A 17,750-nucleotide genomic window follows, 5' to 3' on the forward strand; every position below is an offset into this window, starting at 1 on the left:
GTCGGATGCTCGAGCGAGACATAAGGAGACAGACATGGCACATCCTGTGGTGCACTTCGAGATCGCCGGACCCGACGGCGAGCGACTCATCGGGTTCTATCGAGACCTGTTCGGCTGGGACATCCAAGGGGCCGGCCCCGACTACTGGCTGGTGACAGCCTCGGAGGGCGGCGTCGGCGGCGGCATCATGCAGACGCGCGACGAGATGCCCGCCTACGTCACCGTGTACGCCTCGACCGACGACCTCGACGGCACGCTCGAGCGCGTCGGGGAGCTGGGCGGTGAGACCGTCGTACCGCCGACCGAGATCCCCGGCACCGGGTTCTTCGCGATGTTCCGCGACCCCGGCGGCAACATCATCGGCCTGTTCCGTGAGTGACCAGTCAGAGCGGCAGCGCGAGGTTCGACCGATGACGAGCGAACGACCCGAGAAGCCTCTCCCGGAGCGATCCCGCTGGACCGCCGGGCGAGTCATCGCCGTCGTGGCCGGCAGCGTGCTCCTGCTGGTCTCGCTCGGCCTGATCGCCGGCGGCGGTGCGCTCGCGGTGGCATCCGCCCAGCGGGACGCCGACGGCTACCTGATGACCGACGAGGCGAGGATCTCCGCCCCCGGTCACGCGATCACCTCCGAGTCGATCACCATCGAGACCGATGCCGGCGTGGACGTACCCGGCCGACTGATCGGCGACGCCAAGCTGGTCGTCACCGCAGCCGAGAAGGCCCCGGTCTTCGTGGGCATCGCGCCCTCCGCGGAGGTCGCGGACTATCTCGCCGGCGTCCGCCACTCGACGATCGACGGCTTCGACGGCCGCACCCCGACGTACGACGCCGTGGACGGCGGATCCCCCGCGATCCTCCCCGCGGATGCCGGCATCTGGACCGCCTCGACGACCGGAGCCGGGACCCGGACGCTCACCTGGGAGATCGAGTCGGGCGACTGGACCCTCGTGGTGATGAACGCCGACGGAAGTGCTCCGGTGACCGCGGACGCGGCCATCGGTGCCACCGTCCCGGCGCTCGGCACGGCCATCGGCGTGCTGCTCGGCGCCGGTGGCGTACTTCTGTTGGTATCGCTCGCTCTGCTGCTCGGTGGCGTGCTGTCGGCGAGCCGGGTGGAACGGCGGGGCCCCGCGACAGCGGGGTGAGGGCGACGATCCTGGTCTGGGACCGCACTCTCCGCGTGGTGGCACCCGCCGCTCACCCCATGCAAACATGCCGAAAACCGGTCTTCCTTTCGCGTTCGGGCGGTGCTTGACTGCTGGATGGTCCGTGACATACATCACATCGGGCCGTACTCCCGCAGCGATCTCGGGCGCAGCATGAACGAGTGGAGGGAGAACCACGCATGTGGGGTTGGAAGAGAACGCGGCTCCTCACCATCGGAGCCGCCGGAGCGCTCGTCCTCGGTCTGACGCTGCCCGGCGCACCCGCCGGCAGCGCGCCGCCGTCGGACGACGATCGCGGCCGGGCCGCCAAGGAGCTCCAACAGACCGGGTCCGACTACAACAACGGCAAGCGACTCGGTATCGAACGGCACCGGGGCGACGTGCCCGGTCAGCCGCCGAAGGGACCCGCGAAGGTCGGCCAGAGCCGCACCTGGCTGGGGCTCGACGACTTCCAGGGAAGTCTCTATCTCAAGGACTACACGCTGCGCGGTGTGGGCGACAACATCGAGGTATGGGTTGCCAACAACCGGGCCTTCCCGGCCGGCGACTGCCGCAACGACCTCGGCCTGACCGAGGTCACCGACGCCCAGATCTCGAACTTCATCTCGGAGTTCGACAACACGATCTACCCGATCGAGTCCGACGCCTTCTCGGTCCCGCCGGACCGGGACGGCAAGCAGGCCGTCCTGCCGGGGCTGATCCCCAACCTGCCCTCCTCGGAGTACAAGGGCGACGGCGACAACATCGTGGTGCTGGTCGACAACGTCCGGGACGCCAACTTCTACGAACCGACCACCCCTGACGGGCAGACCTACATCGCGGGTTTCTTCTACTCGGTCTTCAACGAGTACTTCGACCGCAACGTGATGAGCATCGATGTCTTCGACTGGCTGCACCGCACCGGCGCCAACCCGCCCGACGACAGCACCGACCCGGCGTACGTCGCCTGCAACCAGGAGCTGAACACCGCTGCCGGACGGCAGATCGGAGCATCTCGGCCGTTGCTGTACGAGGGCACCTTCGCGCACGAGTACCAGCACCTGCTGGAGTACTACGAGGACGCCGACGAGGTCTCCTGGGTCAACGAGGGGTTGTCGGACTACGCCCAGACGCTGGTCGGTTACGTCGATCCGAGCACCCCACCTGACGATCCCGGCGCGGACTCGCACCTGGCGTGCTTCATGGGCTACCTCGATCCGGCGTTCGGTGGCCCGGAGAATTCGCTGACCGGCTGGGGCGACCAGGGTGGGCCGGAGACGCTGTGCGACTACGGTGCGGCGTACTCCTTCATGCAGTATCTGGCCAGTCGCTACGGGCCGGAGTTCCTCAGTGCGCTCCACCGTGAGGATGCCGGCGGTTTCGACGGTCTCCAGGTGGTGCTGGACCAGTTCCATGCCGGGGTCTCCGCCCAGCAGACGCTGCACGACTGGGCTGCCATGATCGCGCTCGACGCGGCGCTGGACGGCAACGGTGGCGACCTGACCGGCGGTGATGCGGCGAGGTTCCAGGCCGACTCGCTGTCCGCGAAGGTCAACTGGGACAACCCGGAGGCGTGGAACGAGAACGGCGCACCGCCGAACGGCTCGGACTACGTACGCCTGCGCGACGGTGGCGGGACCTACCTGTCCGCCGGCCAGATCGACTCGCTGAGCTTCGACGGCGCGACGTCGCTGGAGCCCAAGCCGGTCGAATGGACGGTCGACACCACCCCGCCGAATGCCACGGCGGCCGACAGCAGCTGCGGTTCGCCGCCTGCCGACGGCACCGGGGCCGCGGCCCTCTACTCGGGTTGTGGGCCGAACCTCGACCGGGCCGTGGTGCGGTCGGTCGACGTGCCTGCGGGCGGGGCCTCGCTGACCTTCGACGCCCTCTGGGACGCCGAACCCGGCTGGGACTTCGGCTACGTCCAGGTCTCCACCGACGGCGGCGCGACCTGGCACAGCCTGGCCACTGCCGACACGACCAGCGAGCACGACCCCGGCGCCATCCCGACCGTGGTCGACAACCTGCCCGGCTTCTCCGGCGACTCCGGGGGCTGGCGGTCGCAGAGCGCCGACCTGTCGGCGTACGGCGGGCAGAGCGTGCTGGTGGCGTTCCGCTACATCACCGACTCGGGGGTCGACGAGTCCGGCTTCTGGGTACGCAACATCGCTGTGGGAGGCACCGCACTGCCCAGCGACACCCTGAGCGGGTGGCAGTCGATGTCGCAGGTCCACCCGACCCCGGTCGAGGGCTGGACGGTCCAGCTGGTGGCGTACGGCCCGGCGGGCTCGCCCGCATGGGTGCACACCCTCGCCCTGGACGGGTCGTTCGACGGCAGCCTCAGTGGTGCCGAGCTCGCCTCAGCGATCGGTGACAGCGCCCAGACCGTGGCGGCGATCGTGATGTTCGACGACCCGACGGAGAGCGTGGCCGACCCGGCGCGCTACACCCTGACGGTCAACGGCGTCACCCAGCCGGGCGGCTGAGCAGGAAACGAGTGAGCGGACCGCGGCCGTCGAAGGAGGACGGCCGCGGTCCGCCGCTGCTCTAGCGGTCGCGCCCGGCGGTCTCGAGCAGGCGGAGCCAGATCTCGCTGATGGTCGGGTAGGCGGGGACCGCGTGCCAGAGGCGGTCCAGCGGGACCTCGCCGACGATCGCGATCGTGGCCGCGTGCAGGAGCTCGGAGATGTCGGGGCCCACCGCGGTGAAGCCGACCAGCACCTTGCGCTGCTCGTCGATGACCATGCGGGCCTGGCCGTGGTAGCCGTCGGCGTGGAGCGATGCGCCGGCGACCGAGCCGAGGTCGTAGTCGACGACGCCGACCTCGATGCCGGCCGCCTCGGCCGACTCCGCGGAGTGTCCGACGGCGACGACCTCGGGGTCGGTGAAGATCACCTGCGTGGTGGCGCGCTCGTCGGCGGTGGCGGCGTGACGCCCCCACGTGCTCAGGTCGGGCTCCTCGCCACGGGCCTTGGCGGCGATCAGGTCTCCCACCGCGCGGGCCTGGTACTTCCCGTGGTGGGTCAGCAGCGCTCGGTGGTTGACGTCGCCGGCGGCATAGAGCCAGCCGGCCTCCAGCTGCCCGCTGTCGTCGATCACGGCCAGCGCGTCGTCGACCTTCAGCCAGCTGCCGGGCTCGAGACCGACGTGCTCCAGGCCGAGGTCCTTGGTGCTCGGCACCCGGCCGGTGGCGACGAGGACCTCGTCGGCGGTCACCTCGGTGCCGTCGGAGAGGGTCAGTCGCACCTCGCCGGCATCGTCGCGCCGGACCTCGTCCGCGCCGAGGTCGAGATGGACCGTGACCCCGTACGTCCGGAGCGCATCGGCCACCTGCTCGCCCGCGAACTTCTCGACGCTCGGCAGGAGGCGGGTGCGCGAGATGAGGGTGACCTGGGACCCGAGAGCGCTGTAGGCGGTCGCCATCTCGGCGCCGACGACCCCGCCGCCGATGATCGCCAGGCGATCGGGGACGGTCTTGGCACCGGCGGCCTCGCGGTTCGTCCACGGCCCGGCCTCCTCCAGCCCCGGGATCGGCGGGATGAGGGCGGAGCTGCCGGTCGCGACGACCACGGCGTGGCGTGCTTCCAGGTTCGTGACCGTGCCGTCGGAGGCGTTGACCGTGACCGTGCGGGTGCCGGTGATGCGCCCGTGTCCGCGGACCAGGGTGATCCCGGCCCCGGTCAGCCACTCGACCTGACCGGCGTCGTTCCAGTGGGAGGTGAACTCGTCGCGCCGGGCGAACACGGCGGAGGGATCGAGCGTGCCGGTGACCGCCTGGCCGGCGGCCGGGAGGGCGCGGGCGGCACGCAGCGCGGCCGCGTCGCGGAGCAGCGCCTTCGTCGGCATGCAGGCCCAGTAGGAGCACTCGCCGCCGACGAGCTCGCGTTCGACGATCGCCGCGGTCAGGCCGCCCTGAACAACGCGGTCGGCCACGTTCTCGCCGGTCGGGCCGGCGCCGATGATGATGACGTCGACGGTGAGATCTTGGCTGGTGCTGGTCATGTCTGTCGACCTTACCCGCGCGGCCTCGCGGAACTGCTCGCCTACCGCAGCGGCCTGAGGTAGGCGAGCAGTCGCGTCACTTGATGCCGTTGTCGGCGAGGAACTCCTTGGCGACCGTGGCCGGGTCCGCCTTGTCGACCTGGACCTTCGCGAGGGCCTCGGTCAGGTTGTCGGTGGTCAGCGCCTCGGAGACCGCGTTGAGCGCGGTCTCGGCGTCGTCGGTGAGCGCCTCGGAGCGGATGAGCGGGACGACGTTCTGGGAGAGGAAGAGGTTCTTCGGGTCCTCCAGGACGACCCAGCCGTTGGTGGGGATCTGGGAGTCGGTGGAGAAGATGTTGGCGACGTCGATGTCGCCCTTCTTCAGCGCGCTGGACGTCAGCGGACCGCCGGCGTCGAGCGGCTTGAACTCCTTGAACGTCACCCCGTAGACCTCGTCGAGACCGACCAGACCCTGGTGGCGCTCCTTGAACTCCGGGGCGCCGCCGAGCGTGAGGTCCTTCGCGACCGGCGCGAGGTCCTCGATGCTCTTGAGGGAGTACTTCGCGGCCGTCTCCTTGGACACGGTGAGGGTGTCCTTGTCCTCGGCCTCCGACTGCGGCAGGGTCTCGCTGCCCTCCGGCAGGACATCCTGGAGGGCCTCGTAGACGTCCTCGGGGGCGGAGACGTTCTCCGGCACGCCGTCCGGCTTCAGGTAGGCCAGCAGCGCTCCGTTGTATTCGGGCAGCAGATCGATGTCGCCGCTCTTGAAGGCCTCCATGTAGACCTCGCGGGAACCGATGTTGGGCTTGGTCTCGACCTTGACGCCCTCGGACTCGAGGGCCTGGGCGTACATCTCCATGAGCAGCTCGCTCTCGGGGAAGTTGGCAGAGCCGACGACGATCGTGCCGCCGCCCGAGGCGGAGTCCGATCCGGAGTCGAGCGGGTCACCGCCGCAGGCGGTCAAGGTGCCTGCCACGGCGAGAGTCGCGAACAGGTACGCGGTGGTGCGGGTTCGGCGGGACATTGAGATACCTCTCGGGTTGCGGGGTTGGTCAGCCGGCTGGTTCGGGGCGCGCGGTGGTCGGACGGTTGCCGGCGCCGCGGCCGTCGACGCCGGGCGAGACGAGGAGCCGCTGCGCCCCGGCGAGCGCCAGGTCGATCGCGACTGCCAGCACGGCGAGCACGATCGCGCCGGCGACCACCTTGTCGTACTGGAGCGTCGCCAGCCCGTCGAAGAGATAGCGGCCGAGGCCGCCGAGACCGGCGTACGCGGCGATGGTCGCGGTCGAGACGACCTGGAGGGACGCGTTGCGCAGGCCGCCGATGATGATCGGCATCGCGATCGGGACCTCGACACGCCAGGCGATCTGGGCCTCGGTCATGCCCACCCCTCGCGCGGCGTCGACGGTCTCGTCGGCGACGGACTGGATGCCCGCGTACGTCGTGGCCAGGATGGGCGGGATGGCGAGCACGACCAGGGCGAACGTGACCGGGACCAGGCCGATCCCGACCAGGGCGAGCGCGAGCATGAGCACGCCCAGGGTCGGCAGGGCGCGGCCGGCGTTGCCGAGGTTGATGGCGACCAGCGCGCCGCGGCCGGTGTGGCCGATCAGCAGGCCGATCGGGAACGCGATCACGGCTGCGATCACCAGCGCGAGGAAGGTGTAGCCGAGGTGCTCGAGGATGCGCTGAGGGAAGCCGTCGGGGCTGGTCAGCGACCAGTTGGCGGCGTCGAGCAGGTAGTCGAGGCTCATCGCGCATCCGCTCGCGACCACGGGGTGAGCCCGCGCTGGAGGGCGACGATGAGGACGTCGGCGATGACCGCGAGGGTGACCGAGAGGACCAGGCCGATGATGATCGGTGGTAGGTAGAAGCCGAGCTGGAACCCGCGCGTGAAGAGCTGCCCGAGGCCGCCGATGCCGATCAGGGCCGCCACGCTGACCATGCTCACGTTGGCCACCGTCGCCACCCGCAGGCCGGTCAGGATCACCGGCATCGCCAGCGGCAGCTGGACGGTGAACCAGCGGCGCAGGGGTCGATAGCCCATCGCGGTGGCCGCCTGGAGGACCGTGGAGTCGACCGCGTCGAGGCCGTCCGCGGTCGTGCGGACGAGCAGGGCGAGCGAGTAGAGCGTGAGCGCGATGACCACGTTGAGCGGGTCGAGGACGCTGGTGCCGAGGATGCCCGGGAGCAGCAGGAGCAGGGCCAGCGACGGCACCGTGTAGACCACGCTGCCGGCGGTGAGCGCGATGTGGCGCATCGGGACGTATCGGTGGACCAGGGCACCGAGCGGTAGCGAGAGGACGAAGGCGATCGCCACCGGCAGCAGTGCCAGCCAGATGTGCTGGACCAGCGCGGTGAGGACGTCGCTGCCGTTGGTCTCGAGGTAGCCCCAGAGCTCGCTCACCCGGCCTCCTCCGACGTGGCGAGCGCCGTCAGCCGCTCCCGCTGCTGCGAACGTACGCTGCCGGCCAGATCCTCCAGCAGGACCAGCCCGTCGGCACGACCCCCGGCGTCGACCCGCACCGCCGCGCCGGCGGGCGAGAGGATGACCAGGTCCGTGACCGTACGCAGGTTGGCCCCGTCACGGAAGGTGCCCTCGGTCGGGAGGAGCCCGTCGGGACCGCGCCAGCCCAGCGGCCGGCCATCGTGGTCGACCTCGAGGGTGAGCCCGTCGACCGCGTGGTCGACGGGCTTGAGGGCGACCCGGCTCCCGTCGGCGAACGAGAGGCCGCGGAAGCCGCGGTCGCGGCCGACGAGCGAGGAGACGAAGTCGTCGGCCGGGGCGGCGAGGAGGTCGGCCGGTGGCGCGAACTGGGCCAGCCGGGCACCGTTCGCGAAGACGGCGACCTTGTCGCCGAGGCGGATCGCCTCGTCGATGTCGTGGGTGACCAGGACGATCGTCTTGCCGAGCTCGCCCTGGAGCCTGAGCAGCTCCTGCTGCAGGTCGTCGCGCACAACCGGGTCGACGGCCGAGAACGGCTCGTCCATGAGCAGCACCGGCGGGTCGGCCGCGAGCGCCCGGGCGACGCCGACGCGCTGCTGCTGGCCGCCGGAGAGCTGGGCCGGGTAGCGCTCGCCGAGGTTGGCCGGGAGGCCGACGCGCTCGAGCAGTCCGAGGGCGCTCGTGCGTGCCTCCCGGCGGGAGACACCCTGCAGGATCGGAACCGTGGCGACGTTGTCGAGGACGGTGCGGTGCGGGAAGAGCCCGGCTCCCTGGATCACGTAGCCGATGTCGCGACGCAGCTGTGCCTCCGGTCGGCTGGTGACGTCGTCGCCGTCGATCAGGATGCGGCCGGAGGTCGGCTCGATCATCCGGTTGATCATCCGCAGCGCGGTGGTCTTGCCGCATCCGGACGGCCCGACGAAAACGGTGATCTGCCCGGTCTCGACCTTCAGGGAGAGGTCTCCCACGGCAACGGTGCCGTCCGGATAGCGCTTGGTGACGCCCTCGAACTCGATCACAGCCACCGCTCCTGTCTGCCGTTCTCCACCTGCGGACGCCGTTGCACAAGATCCTCAGCCTGCCAGATCACAGGGAGGAACAGAAGATATTAAAAGGATGGGCAAACTCGGGTTTGCCGTCGCACCTCGGTCCTCGATGATTGAAATGTGCCACATCCGCCCCGACCTGTCGGTCAACCGGGACACGGCACCCGAGATGTCGCCGCGGCAGGGGTGGCTCACTCCTCCAGCGGACGCAGCTCGTCGGCGTAGGAGACGGAGACGCGGCGCATCACGCCGTCGTCGCTGATCGCGTACTGCCCCATCCGCCACAGCGGCGGCGAGTAGGCGTGGATCGAGGCCGAGCCGTCGACTGCGCCGCTCATCCGGTGGATGTGGTCGGGTCCGAAGCCGAAGCTGCGACCCGCGCCGATCTCCCGTTGCATGGGCTCGCCGCCGAACCTCGGCTGCTGCTCGACGACCGCTCCGTGCGTCACCGCGACCGCGCCCGAGGAGATGTCGTGGTCGTGCCAGCCGGTGTCGTCGACGGTGTTCCAGCACAGCAGCCAGACGTCGATGTCCTTGTCGCGGTAGAGCGAGACGTAGTGGCGCCCGCCGGTGTCGTGGCGCAGCAGGTGCTCCCACCGTTCGGGGTGCGCGGCGAGCTCGTCGACCCAGGCGCGGAGCTCACCGGGCGTGAGGGTGCGGCCCGGCAGAGCGGGCAGGTCCGCGGCGCTCAGGACGCTGTCCACGGTGGGCGCAGCGACGGTCGGTTCGGCGATGGTCATCGGTCTCCTCCGGTGAGCAGATGGTGTGGGTTGGCGACGAGGATCGCCCGGCTCAGGGCCTCCCCGAGGCCGAGGCCGAGGCCGGGGTCGGTCGGCTCGGCGTACGGCCGATCCGAGCCGTTGACCAGCGGGTCGACACCGACCACGCGCGACATCGCGTCGATCGCCTGGGTGCCGTAGGACGAGGTCTCGTAGTAGACGTGCCGGTCGATCGCGCCGAGGTGGCCGCCGCGCTGGGCGAGGCGCTCGTGGTGGAGCGGAGCCAGCCCGGCCAGCCCCACGAAGGCGATCCGCAGGGTCGGCAGCAGCGACCGTCCCGCGACGTGCCAGGCGTGCCATGCGGCGCTCTGCTGGGCGACGTACGAGGTCAGCGCCGGCCACCAGCCGGGCACGACGTCCGCCTGGGGGGCGGTGGGGCCTGGGTGCACCAGGACGGGTAGGTCGGCCTGCTGGGCGGTGGCGAGCACCGGGGCCAGGGCCTCGAGGGCCGATGGGGCCGCCAGGGCCGTCGCCGGCACCTGGAGGCCGTGGATGCGGTCGTGGGCGAGGGTCTTTGTGAGCCCGTCGAGATCGGGCTCGACCAGCCCCGGGGCCGCCCACAGCCCGTAGTCGGCGGGCAGGTCGTCGGCGAAGCCGTGCCAGGCATCGAGCAAGCCGCGCGCCTCGTCCGGGGAGAGCGACTCGATCCCCAACGGGCTGGAGAGGGACAGCAGTACGAGCCCGTCCTCCTGTGCCGCGCGATGGGTGAGATCGTGGTCCGCGGGATCGACGGCGTAGGGCGGCTCGCCGTCGAGATGGAGCACCCAGCCGTCGAGGTACGGAGGCTGCCGACGACCGCGCAGCTCCTCGATCAGTGCCGGCGGCCACAGGTGCTGGTGGAGGTCGACCGGGCGCTTCATGGGTTAAGTCAATAAGATTAGTTGTGATTAAGCAAGCCTGCCCGCCGGTGAGGCACCATGGCCGCATGACCGACACGAACACCCAGATCCTGCTCCGCGCCCGCCCGGTCGGCGAGCCGACCGCCGAGGACTTCTCGATCGTCGACTCCGAGGTGCCGTCGCCCGCGGAGGGAGAGGTGCTGCTGCGTACGAAATTCCTCTCGCTCGACCCCTACATGCGTGGCCGGATGAGCGATGCGCCCTCGTACGCAGCGCCGACCGCGCTGGGCGACGTGCTGCCCGGCGCCACGGTCGCCGAGGTGGTCGAGTCGCGGGATCCGTCGCGGCAGGTGGGTGACGTCGTGCTGGCGTACGGCGGCTGGCAGTCCTTCTCGGTCGCACCGGCGAGCCACACCCGTCGCCTCGACCCGTCCGTCGCGCCGGTCTCCACCGCGCTGGGCGTGCTGGGGATGCCGGGGTTCACGGCGTATGCGGGGCTGACCCAGATCGGCCGTCCGAAGCCCGGCGAGACCGTCGTGGTCGCGGCCGCGACCGGCCCGGTGGGCGCCACGGTCGGGCAGATCGCGAAGATCCTCGGGTGCCGGGCAGTGGGGATCGCGGGCGGGCCGGAGAAGGTCGCCCATCTGACAGAGCTCGGCTTCGACGCCGCTCTGGACCACCGCGCGCCCGACTTCAGGGAGCAGCTGAAGACGGCGGTGCCCGACGGGATCGACGTCTACTTCGAGAACGTCGGGGGGCACGTGTGGGACGCGGTGCTGCCGCTGCTGAACACCTACGCCCGGGTTCCGGTCTGCGGGCTCGTCGCCCACTACAACGACACCACCGCGCCCGAGGGGCCCGACCGGGCGCCCGGGCTGATGCGTCAGGTGCTCACCAAGTCGCTGCTGATCAGGGGTTTCATCCAGACCGAGTTCGTCCGAGACCACGAGCGGACCTTCCTCGCCGAGGCGACCGGCTGGCTGGCCGAGGGCAGGCTCCGCTACCGCGAGGACATCACCGAGGGGCTCGAGAACGCGCCCGCCGCGTTCAACCGGATGCTCCGGGGTCAGAACTTCGGCAAGACGGTGGTCGAGGTCGGCTGACCGGGCTCACGCCGTCGGCGAGGCGGTCGGGGACTCCTCCGTGACCGTCTCGTCGGGGGCAGTCGCCTCCGGCGCAGGCTCCTCGAGGGTGGGGAACTCTGGGGTGCCGTAGAGGGTGCGGAGGTGCTCCCTGATCGCGAGGTCCGTGGGCAGGGTGGTCCCGGGCTCGAACGTCGCGATGCAGTTGGCGATCACCGCGTCGTAGGTGGTCTTGTCGTCGAGCTCGAAGGTATCCCCGTAGACCGCGATCGCAGCCGCGTCGCAGGGCTCGGCGAGGGTCGCCGCCGTCGCGGCGTCGGTGGGCGTCGGGGTCGGGTCGACCGGCTCGCTGGGGGTGGTGCTGGGGTCCGTGCTCGGGTCGGTGCTGGGATCGGTGCTCGGGTCCGTGCTGGGGTCCGTGCTGGGGTCCGTGCTGGGGTCCGTGCTGGGGTCGGTGCTGGGGTCGGTGCTCGGGTCCGTCGACGGGTCGGGCTCGTTGGCGCTCGAGTCCGCGGGCGGGTCGGCAACCGCGGTCTTGGTGACGCCGTCGGTGGCGGCCTTGTCGTCCGACTTCGGTGCGACGGTGTTCGAGGTGCGCGGCAGGGCGGACACGGGGGGCCGCTTCGCGGAGATGGAGCCACCGTCCACGCTCGGCGAGCCCGGGAACTCCCCGTTGCGGTACTGGTTGGCGATCTTGAGCACTGCCTCGACGTACGTATCGCTCTGGTTGTAGCGGTAGACCGCGGCGTTGGCGCCGGAGTCGGTGCTGACGTCCTCGGTGCCGGCGCACAGGAAGGCCGCGGTGGCGACGGCGGCGTCGTCGACGTCCTGGGGGTCGCGGCGGTTGTCGCCGTCACCATCGGCGCCCGCGATGGTCCAGGTCGACGGGATGAACTGCATCGGGCCGACCGCGTGGTCGTAGACGGTGTCATGGTCGTAGAGGCCGTTGTCGGTGTCGCGGATGGCCGCGTAGCTGCCGGCGCCGTTGAGCTGCGGGCCGATGATCGCGGGGAGGGCGAGTCCGTTGGAGTCGAGCTCGCTGCCACTGATGCGGCCGTGGTTGCTCTCGACCATGCCGATCGCGGCGATCAGCGCCCAGTCGAGGCGGCAGGAGGCGTCGGCCTCGTTGAGCACGGTGGCCGAGCGCTGGTAGGCAGCCAGGGCGACCGGCGGGATCGACAGCTCCTCGGCGTTGGAGGCCAGCTTCACGGCGTCGGTCGGGGTCAGGTTCTTCACGCCGCCCAGGCCGTTGGCGATGCCCAGGGGATCCTGCAGCGAACCCGGGTCGGGCAGCTCGGGCTGCTGATGACCGGTGTCGAGGCTGCCCTCGTTCGGGGCCATGACGGCGAAGGCAGCGGTCAGTGCGACGGCGGCAACGGCCCGAGGCCCGAGGCTGGTCAGTGCCGCTGTGCTGATGCTTCTGGCCCAGAATTTCCGGGGTGCTCTGGTCATGCCGCTCTCACCTCTTCCACGCGTGGGGTACGTGTCCGCTCCATGAGCCTACCCAGGTATTCCATTTCCGCGCCCGGCAATAAAAAATCGGGTCGCCGCGGTGACGAGCGTCAACGGTCGGGCCACCTGACGTTGGGCTGGTGTTCCCCGGTTCGCCGCCTGGTCTCACCTTGCGCCTGTCACCGTGGTCGACATGACTGAACGGACGCGTCTGTGGATGGTTCCGCTGGTCTCGGCCGCGGGTTGGGGCTTCGGGTTCCTTCCGCAGCTGGTCCAGCCTCAGCCGCTCCTGCTGGCCCCGATGGTCGCCGAGCTGGTCTCGTTCACGCTGCTCGCCGCCGCGCTCGGTGGGCTCGCTGCCGGGCTGCGTCCGGACCGCCGGCTGCTGAGCGCAACCCTTGCCGCCGCCGGGGTCGTGGGCGCCGCCGTCCTGGGGCTGACCTTCGCCGCGGGGCCGGCGGCGACCAACCCGTCGATGCTGACCCATCTGATCGCGATCGCCGCGATCACGACGGTCGCCGGTCTCGCCGCCGGGATCGCCGCGAGCCTCGGACCGTGCGTGCTGCGGGCGCCGATGCTGGCCGCGCCGGCCGTCTGCGTACCTCTCTGGCTCGACGGGATGCTCCCCGGTGAGCTGTCGTCGTCGGTCATCGACGCGCTGCTGGCGGCTGTCCTGGTGACCGTGCTCGTGACGTCCGTACGCCGCGCCGTCGATGTCGTCGCCTGGGTGCCGGCCTGGATCCTGGGCTGGGCGATGCAGACGCTGCTGACGGTGCTGGTGGCCATCGGCGTACTCATCCAGGAGGGCCGCTCGGTCGATGCCAGGCTGCTCTCCTCGCACCTGGTCTACTTCCACGAGCGCTGGAACGAGCCCGCGGTGCACTATCCCGCCGGCTGGGCGCTCGCCGGCGTCCTGGCACTGGCGTCGGTGGCGTGGAAGCTGCGTGACACCCTTCGGGTGTGAAAGACAGATCTCTGGGCACCCTCATCACCGGAGGCACCCGCGGCATCGGCGCCGCCATCGCTCATCGGCTGGCCGCCGACGGCCACTCGCTCGTCCTCGGCTACCTGTCCGACGAGGCCTCTGCCGCGGCGACGCGTGACGAGGTCCGGGCGCTCGGGGTCTCCTGCGAGATCGTAAGCGCGGACATCACCACCGACGCCGGGATCGCCTCGCTCTTCGAGGCCGCCGGCCCGCTCACCGGCGTGGTCAACAACGCCGGCGCGACCTACCGCTACGCGCCCCTGGTCGAGACCCCTGCCGACGAGATCCGGAGGACGTACGACGTCAACCTGGTCGGTCCCACGCTGGTCGCCCGGGCGGCGGTGTCCGCGCTCACCGAGGGCGGGGTCATCGTGAACATCTCCTCGGGCGCCGCGACGCTGGGGTCGCCGGGTGAGTACGTCCACTACGCCGCCGCGAAGGCCGGGATCGACGCGCTCACCAAGGGCCTCGGCCTCGAGGTCGCCTCGCGCGGCATCCGGGTCGTCGCGGTCGCCCCCGGGCTCACCGAGACCGACATGCACGCCAACACCGGCGACCCCGGCCGGATCGAGCGGATGGCGCCCCAGATCCCGCTCGGCCGCGCGTCCTCACCCGATGAGGTCGCCGAGGCGGTCGCCTGGCTGATGAGCGACAAGGCTGCGTACGTCACCGCGACGACGCTGCGGGTGACCGGCGGGCGGTGACGCCCCTGATGTCACAACCGGACGGAGTCCGTCGTCTCAGATGGCATGAACATCATCTTGTGGATTGTGACGATCTTTCTGGCTGCCGGGTTCCTGGCCGGCGGTGTGGCGATGCTGGTGCTCTCGAAGGAGAGGTTCCGCAACACGTTCGACGGGTGGCGCTACGCCGACGACTTCCCCGACGGCTCCCTCAAGGTCATCGGCGTGATGAAGGTGCTCGCGGCCGCCGGGCTGGTCCTGCCCGCCGTGACCGGGGTCGCGACGTGGCTGGTGCCGCTCGCCGCTCTCGGCCTGGTGCTGCTCATGACCGGCGCGGCGACCACTCGCATCATCCGCCGGGAATGGAGTGCCTTCTACGGTGACCTCGTCTTCTGGGGACTGGCGGCGTTCGTCGCGTTCGGTCGCCTGGAGATCCTGCCGTTGTAGGCGGCGTTGGTCACTTCTCGCTCGTGTCGCGAGACGCGGCTCGCCTGATGGCCCACAATCTCCTCATGAGGCCCCAGGTGGTCGCGCATCGCGGCGCCAGTCATGAGATCGCCGAGCACACCCTGGCTGCGTACGTCGCGGCCCTCGACGCGGGCGCGGACGCGTTGGAGTGCGACGTACGCCTGACCATGGACGGGCACCTCGTCTGTGTCCATGACCGGCACCTGCGCCGGATCGGCGCCCGCGGGCTGGTCTCGGAGATGACCCTCGCCGAGCTGCAGGCGATCGACTTCGCGGCGTGGAAGAACGGGTTCTGGGACGGCGAGGACGAGGCGCCCGACCGGGACAAGCGGGGCGTGCTCACGCTCCACCGGCTGCTGAAGGTCGTGCGGGACTATGACCGGCGCGTCGAGATGGCGATCGAGACCAAGCACCCGACCCGCTACGGCGGGCTGACCGAGGGCCGGCTGGTCGACGTCCTCAACGACTTCGGCTGGGCGGGGCCGGGCAGCCCGGTGCGGGTGATGAGCTTCTCGTTCACGGCGCTGCAGCGGGTGGAGCGGCTGGCTCCGGGCGTACCTCTGGTCCAGCTCATCGACCGCGCCGCCAACTGGTCGCTCGTGCGGCACGCGATCGGTCCCGACTGGTGGCTCGGCGCCGGGATCGACATGCTCACCGCCCACCCCAAGCTCGCGCGACGGCTGGCGTCGAAGGGCCGCAACCTCCACGTCTACACCGTCAACACCGAGGAGCAGCTCAAGCTCTGCCTCGACCTCGGGGTCAAGGCGGTCATCACCGACCGTCCGGGGTTCATGTTGGAGCTGCTCGGCCGTTGAGCCCGGTGTAACACGCTGTTCGTAGGACTATCCGGTCGTTCTGAACGGGCGAATAGTCCTACGAACGACGTGTTACAGGTGACCGAGCCCCGGCAGGTTAGGGTTTGGCCGTGGCCAAGAAGTCCCGAGTCAAGAACCGTCAGGCGGCTGCGGCCCCGACGGACGGTCCCAACCCGCGCGCGGCCTGCCCGTGCGGGTCCGGCAAGCGCTACAAGGCGTGCCACGGTGCCGCCGGCGGCGCCTTCGTGGGGCGCCCGTTCGAGGGCCTGCCCGGTGAGTGCGACCTGGTCGCGCTGCGCGAGCTGGTGCCCTCGGCGACGGTGTCGCTACAGGTGAAGGGCTTCGAGTCGACCCCGGTCACGCTCGGCACCCTGCTGCCCGGCGCCGCGCCGGCGATGTCGCGCGACTCGGGCGAGGTCTGGGCCGGGCTGCAGGTGCAGCACAACTACGGGGACGTGTCGCGTGACGTGGCTGCGGCGCTGCTCCAGGCGCTGGAGGCGCGTGCCGCGGGCGAGTCCGGCATCTTCGGCCTCCCTTCCGCCCCGGGCGACGGGCCGCGGCTGCAGGACCTGATCACCAACTCCTCGCTCGACGTCACCGTCCACGAGGGCTTCGACTGGTGGCTCGCCGACGTCGAGGACAAGGGCGACTTCGAGCACGCGCTCGAGCACGCCAACGAGTCGGTGCTGCCGACCGAGCGACTGACCTCGGTCGAGGCTGCGTACTGGACCTCGGTCGGCTCCAAGGAACACCTGCGCTGGGTCATGCCCGAGCCCGAGGACGCCCTGCTGACCGCGCTCGCGCGGCTGCACGTGGCAGGTGACGACGTGATCGTCCCCGACGCCCGTTTCGTCGGCATGTTCCGTGCCCACGGTCTGCTCGCCCCCGTCTGGGACGTGCCGGTCGGCACCGGCGCCGAGGCGCTCGAGGAGCCCGCGGTGGCGTTCAAGAAGCTGCTCGACGAGGCCCTCGCCGACGAGTCCGAGATCACCCCCGAGGTCCGCTCCGCCCGCGCCGGGCTCGCCAACCGGCAGGTCACCATCCGCTGAGGGTTGGATGCTGACCGAGGTACCTCGGTCAGCACTCACCTCCTTCGCGGAGTTCCGCGAGGGGAGTGACCGTTCACCGAGTTACCTCGGTGAACATTCACCGCTCGACCGGCAACCACAGCTCACACGACGCGTACGTCTCGGTGAGCTCGAGGTAGCGCAGGATCGAGGGCCCTGGGCGGAGCCGCCAGGGGTTCGACGGGAACCAGTCGGTCGCGGTCGCGGCCCAGAGCTGCTGCAGCGCCTCCGGGTGCGGGCCGCTGGAGGAGAAGACCGCCCAGGAGCCGGCGGGCACGGTGATGGCATCCAGCTCCTCCGGCACCGGTGCCGACGACGTGACCGCGACGCCGTGCAGATAGGTGATCATCGATCTCTCGGGCGCATCCGGCGACGGGGAGTCGGTGACGGCGAGGATACCGCGCGGATCCATGTCGTTGAGAGACTTGAGCCGGGCATGATCCTCGGGCGCCAGAGAGGCGATGTGTGCCTGGATGTGTGGATTCACGCCTTCGTAGATCAGCGGGACCTTCGTGGCGTGCCCGACCAGTCGCAGCTCGGGCATGTCGTTGATGGTGACGTCCATCGGGGTGCTCCCTTCGACGCTCAGGCGGAACCTCAGCGTGGGTTGTGTGCGTAGCGGACCACCCGATCGGCGTACGTCGGCGGGAGCTGTTCCGTGCACCGCACGGAACGCGCGCCCGAACGCCTCGGTCGAGCCGTAGCCGTAGCGCACCGCGACCTCCAGAAGGTCAGGGGCGCCGGCCACCAGGTCGGCCGCGGCCAGGGTCATCCGGCGGCGGCGTACGTACTCGGACAGCGGCATCCCGGCCAGGGCCGAGAACATCCGGCGCAGGTGATACTCCGTGGTGCCGTGGTCGCGGGCGACCCGAGCCACGTCGATCTCGCCGGTGAGCCCGTTGCCGAGCTCTGTCTCGACCAGGTCGACCAGGGTGTTGAGCGTGCCGATCATGGGGTCC

General features: G+C 70.5%; 18 protein-coding genes. 9 read left to right on the top strand and 9 right to left on the bottom strand.

From position 1 onward, the window contains the following. Positions 1–34 precede the first annotated feature (34 nt). From ACIA03_RS13340 to ACIA03_RS13350, 3 genes are all read left to right on the top strand, one after another. A complete protein-coding gene (locus tag ACIA03_RS13340; protein WP_396983108.1) occupies positions 35–379 on the top strand; it encodes a VOC family protein in 345 nt (114 codons plus the stop codon). 31 nt (positions 380–410) lie between these two features. Beyond that, the gene (locus tag ACIA03_RS13345; protein ID WP_396983110.1) at positions 411–1,145 is read left to right on the top strand and encodes a hypothetical protein; all 735 of its coding nucleotides are present in this window, start codon (positions 411–413) and stop codon (positions 1,143–1,145) included. Between the two features lie 200 nt (positions 1,146–1,345). Further along, positions 1,346–3,634 carry a choice-of-anchor J domain-containing protein gene (locus ACIA03_RS13350; RefSeq protein ID WP_396983112.1) on the top strand — a complete coding sequence of 763 codons (2,289 nt, stop codon included), beginning with the start codon at positions 1,346–1,348 and terminating at the stop codon, positions 3,632–3,634. 61 nt (positions 3,635–3,695) lie between these two features. On the opposite strand, the gene ACIA03_RS13355 is transcribed toward ACIA03_RS13350, so the two are convergent. The 7 genes from ACIA03_RS13355 to ACIA03_RS13385 all read right to left on the bottom strand — a co-directional run bounded on the left by ACIA03_RS13355 (position 3,696) and on the right by ACIA03_RS13385 (position 10,260). Further along, positions 3,696–5,150 carry a dihydrolipoyl dehydrogenase family protein gene (locus tag ACIA03_RS13355; RefSeq protein WP_396983114.1) on the bottom strand — a complete coding sequence of 485 codons (1,455 nt, stop codon included), beginning with the start codon at positions 5,148–5,150 and terminating at the stop codon, positions 3,696–3,698. A 76-nt stretch (positions 5,151–5,226) separates the two neighbouring features. Then, positions 5,227–6,153, bottom strand: a complete 927-nt coding sequence (locus ACIA03_RS13360; RefSeq protein ID WP_396983116.1) for an ABC transporter substrate-binding protein — start codon at positions 6,151–6,153, stop codon at positions 5,227–5,229. 28 nt (positions 6,154–6,181) lie between these two features. Then, on the bottom strand, positions 6,182–6,883 hold the full coding sequence (locus tag ACIA03_RS13365) for an ABC transporter permease (RefSeq protein WP_396983118.1): 702 nt from the start codon (positions 6,881–6,883) through the stop codon (positions 6,182–6,184). Next, a complete protein-coding gene (locus tag ACIA03_RS13370; RefSeq protein WP_396983120.1) occupies positions 6,880–7,536 on the bottom strand; it encodes an ABC transporter permease in 657 nt (218 codons plus the stop codon). The genes ACIA03_RS13365 and ACIA03_RS13370 overlap by 4 nt, the downstream gene beginning before the upstream one ends. Next, complete coding sequence (locus ACIA03_RS13375; RefSeq protein WP_396983122.1) at positions 7,533–8,594, bottom strand: ABC transporter ATP-binding protein; 1,062 nt, start codon at positions 8,592–8,594, stop codon at positions 7,533–7,535. The genes ACIA03_RS13370 and ACIA03_RS13375 overlap by 4 nt, the downstream gene beginning before the upstream one ends. A gap of 218 nt (positions 8,595–8,812) precedes the next feature. After that, a complete protein-coding gene (locus tag ACIA03_RS13380) occupies positions 8,813–9,361 on the bottom strand; it encodes a cysteine dioxygenase (protein WP_396983124.1) in 549 nt (182 codons plus the stop codon). Next, a complete protein-coding gene (locus ACIA03_RS13385) occupies positions 9,358–10,260 on the bottom strand; it encodes an amidohydrolase (RefSeq protein WP_396983126.1) in 903 nt (300 codons plus the stop codon). The genes ACIA03_RS13380 and ACIA03_RS13385 overlap by 4 nt, the downstream gene beginning before the upstream one ends. A gap of 65 nt (positions 10,261–10,325) precedes the next feature. Between ACIA03_RS13385 and ACIA03_RS13390 the strand changes: the two genes are divergently transcribed. Next, positions 10,326–11,342 carry an NADP-dependent oxidoreductase gene (locus ACIA03_RS13390; RefSeq protein ID WP_396983128.1) on the top strand — a complete coding sequence of 339 codons (1,017 nt, stop codon included), beginning with the start codon at positions 10,326–10,328 and terminating at the stop codon, positions 11,340–11,342. A 6-nt stretch (positions 11,343–11,348) separates the two neighbouring features. Here ACIA03_RS13390 and ACIA03_RS13395 read toward each other — a convergent pair whose 3' ends face one another. Beyond that, positions 11,349–12,773 (bottom strand): lytic murein transglycosylase, encoded by a 1,425-nt coding sequence (locus tag ACIA03_RS13395; protein WP_396983130.1) that lies wholly within the window; start codon positions 12,771–12,773, stop codon positions 11,349–11,351. A 193-nt stretch (positions 12,774–12,966) separates the two neighbouring features. On the opposite strand from ACIA03_RS13395, the gene ACIA03_RS13400 reads away from it, so the two are divergent. From ACIA03_RS13400 to ACIA03_RS13420, 5 genes are all read left to right on the top strand, one after another. After that, positions 12,967–13,737, top strand: coding sequence for a hypothetical protein (locus ACIA03_RS13400; RefSeq protein WP_396983132.1), 771 nt, complete (start codon positions 12,967–12,969; stop codon positions 13,735–13,737). After that, positions 13,734–14,462 (top strand): SDR family NAD(P)-dependent oxidoreductase, encoded by a 729-nt coding sequence (locus ACIA03_RS13405; RefSeq protein WP_396983134.1) that lies wholly within the window; start codon positions 13,734–13,736, stop codon positions 14,460–14,462. Before ACIA03_RS13400 ends, ACIA03_RS13405 begins: the two co-directional genes overlap by 4 nt. 66 nt (positions 14,463–14,528) lie before the next feature. Further along, positions 14,529–14,888 (top strand): DoxX family protein, encoded by a 360-nt coding sequence (locus ACIA03_RS13410; RefSeq protein ID WP_396983136.1) that lies wholly within the window; start codon positions 14,529–14,531, stop codon positions 14,886–14,888. Positions 14,889–14,953: 65 nt separating this feature from the next. Beyond that, positions 14,954–15,724 (top strand): glycerophosphodiester phosphodiesterase, encoded by a 771-nt coding sequence (locus tag ACIA03_RS13415; protein ID WP_396983138.1) that lies wholly within the window; start codon positions 14,954–14,956, stop codon positions 15,722–15,724. A gap of 110 nt (positions 15,725–15,834) precedes the next feature. Then, positions 15,835–16,773: a DUF5926 family protein gene (locus tag ACIA03_RS13420; protein ID WP_396983140.1), complete on the top strand. Its 939-nt coding sequence runs from the start codon at positions 15,835–15,837 to the stop codon at positions 16,771–16,773. A 97-nt stretch (positions 16,774–16,870) separates the two neighbouring features. On the opposite strand, the gene ACIA03_RS13425 is transcribed toward ACIA03_RS13420, so the two are convergent. Further along, positions 16,871–17,743: a GyrI-like domain-containing protein gene (locus ACIA03_RS13425; RefSeq protein ID WP_396983142.1), complete on the bottom strand. Its 873-nt coding sequence runs from the start codon at positions 17,741–17,743 to the stop codon at positions 16,871–16,873. Between the last annotated feature and the right edge of the window lie 7 nt (positions 17,744–17,750).

The organism is Nocardioides sp. NPDC051685 (assembly GCF_044453405.1).
Classification (GTDB): Bacteria; Actinomycetota; Actinomycetes; order Propionibacteriales; family Nocardioidaceae; genus Nocardioides.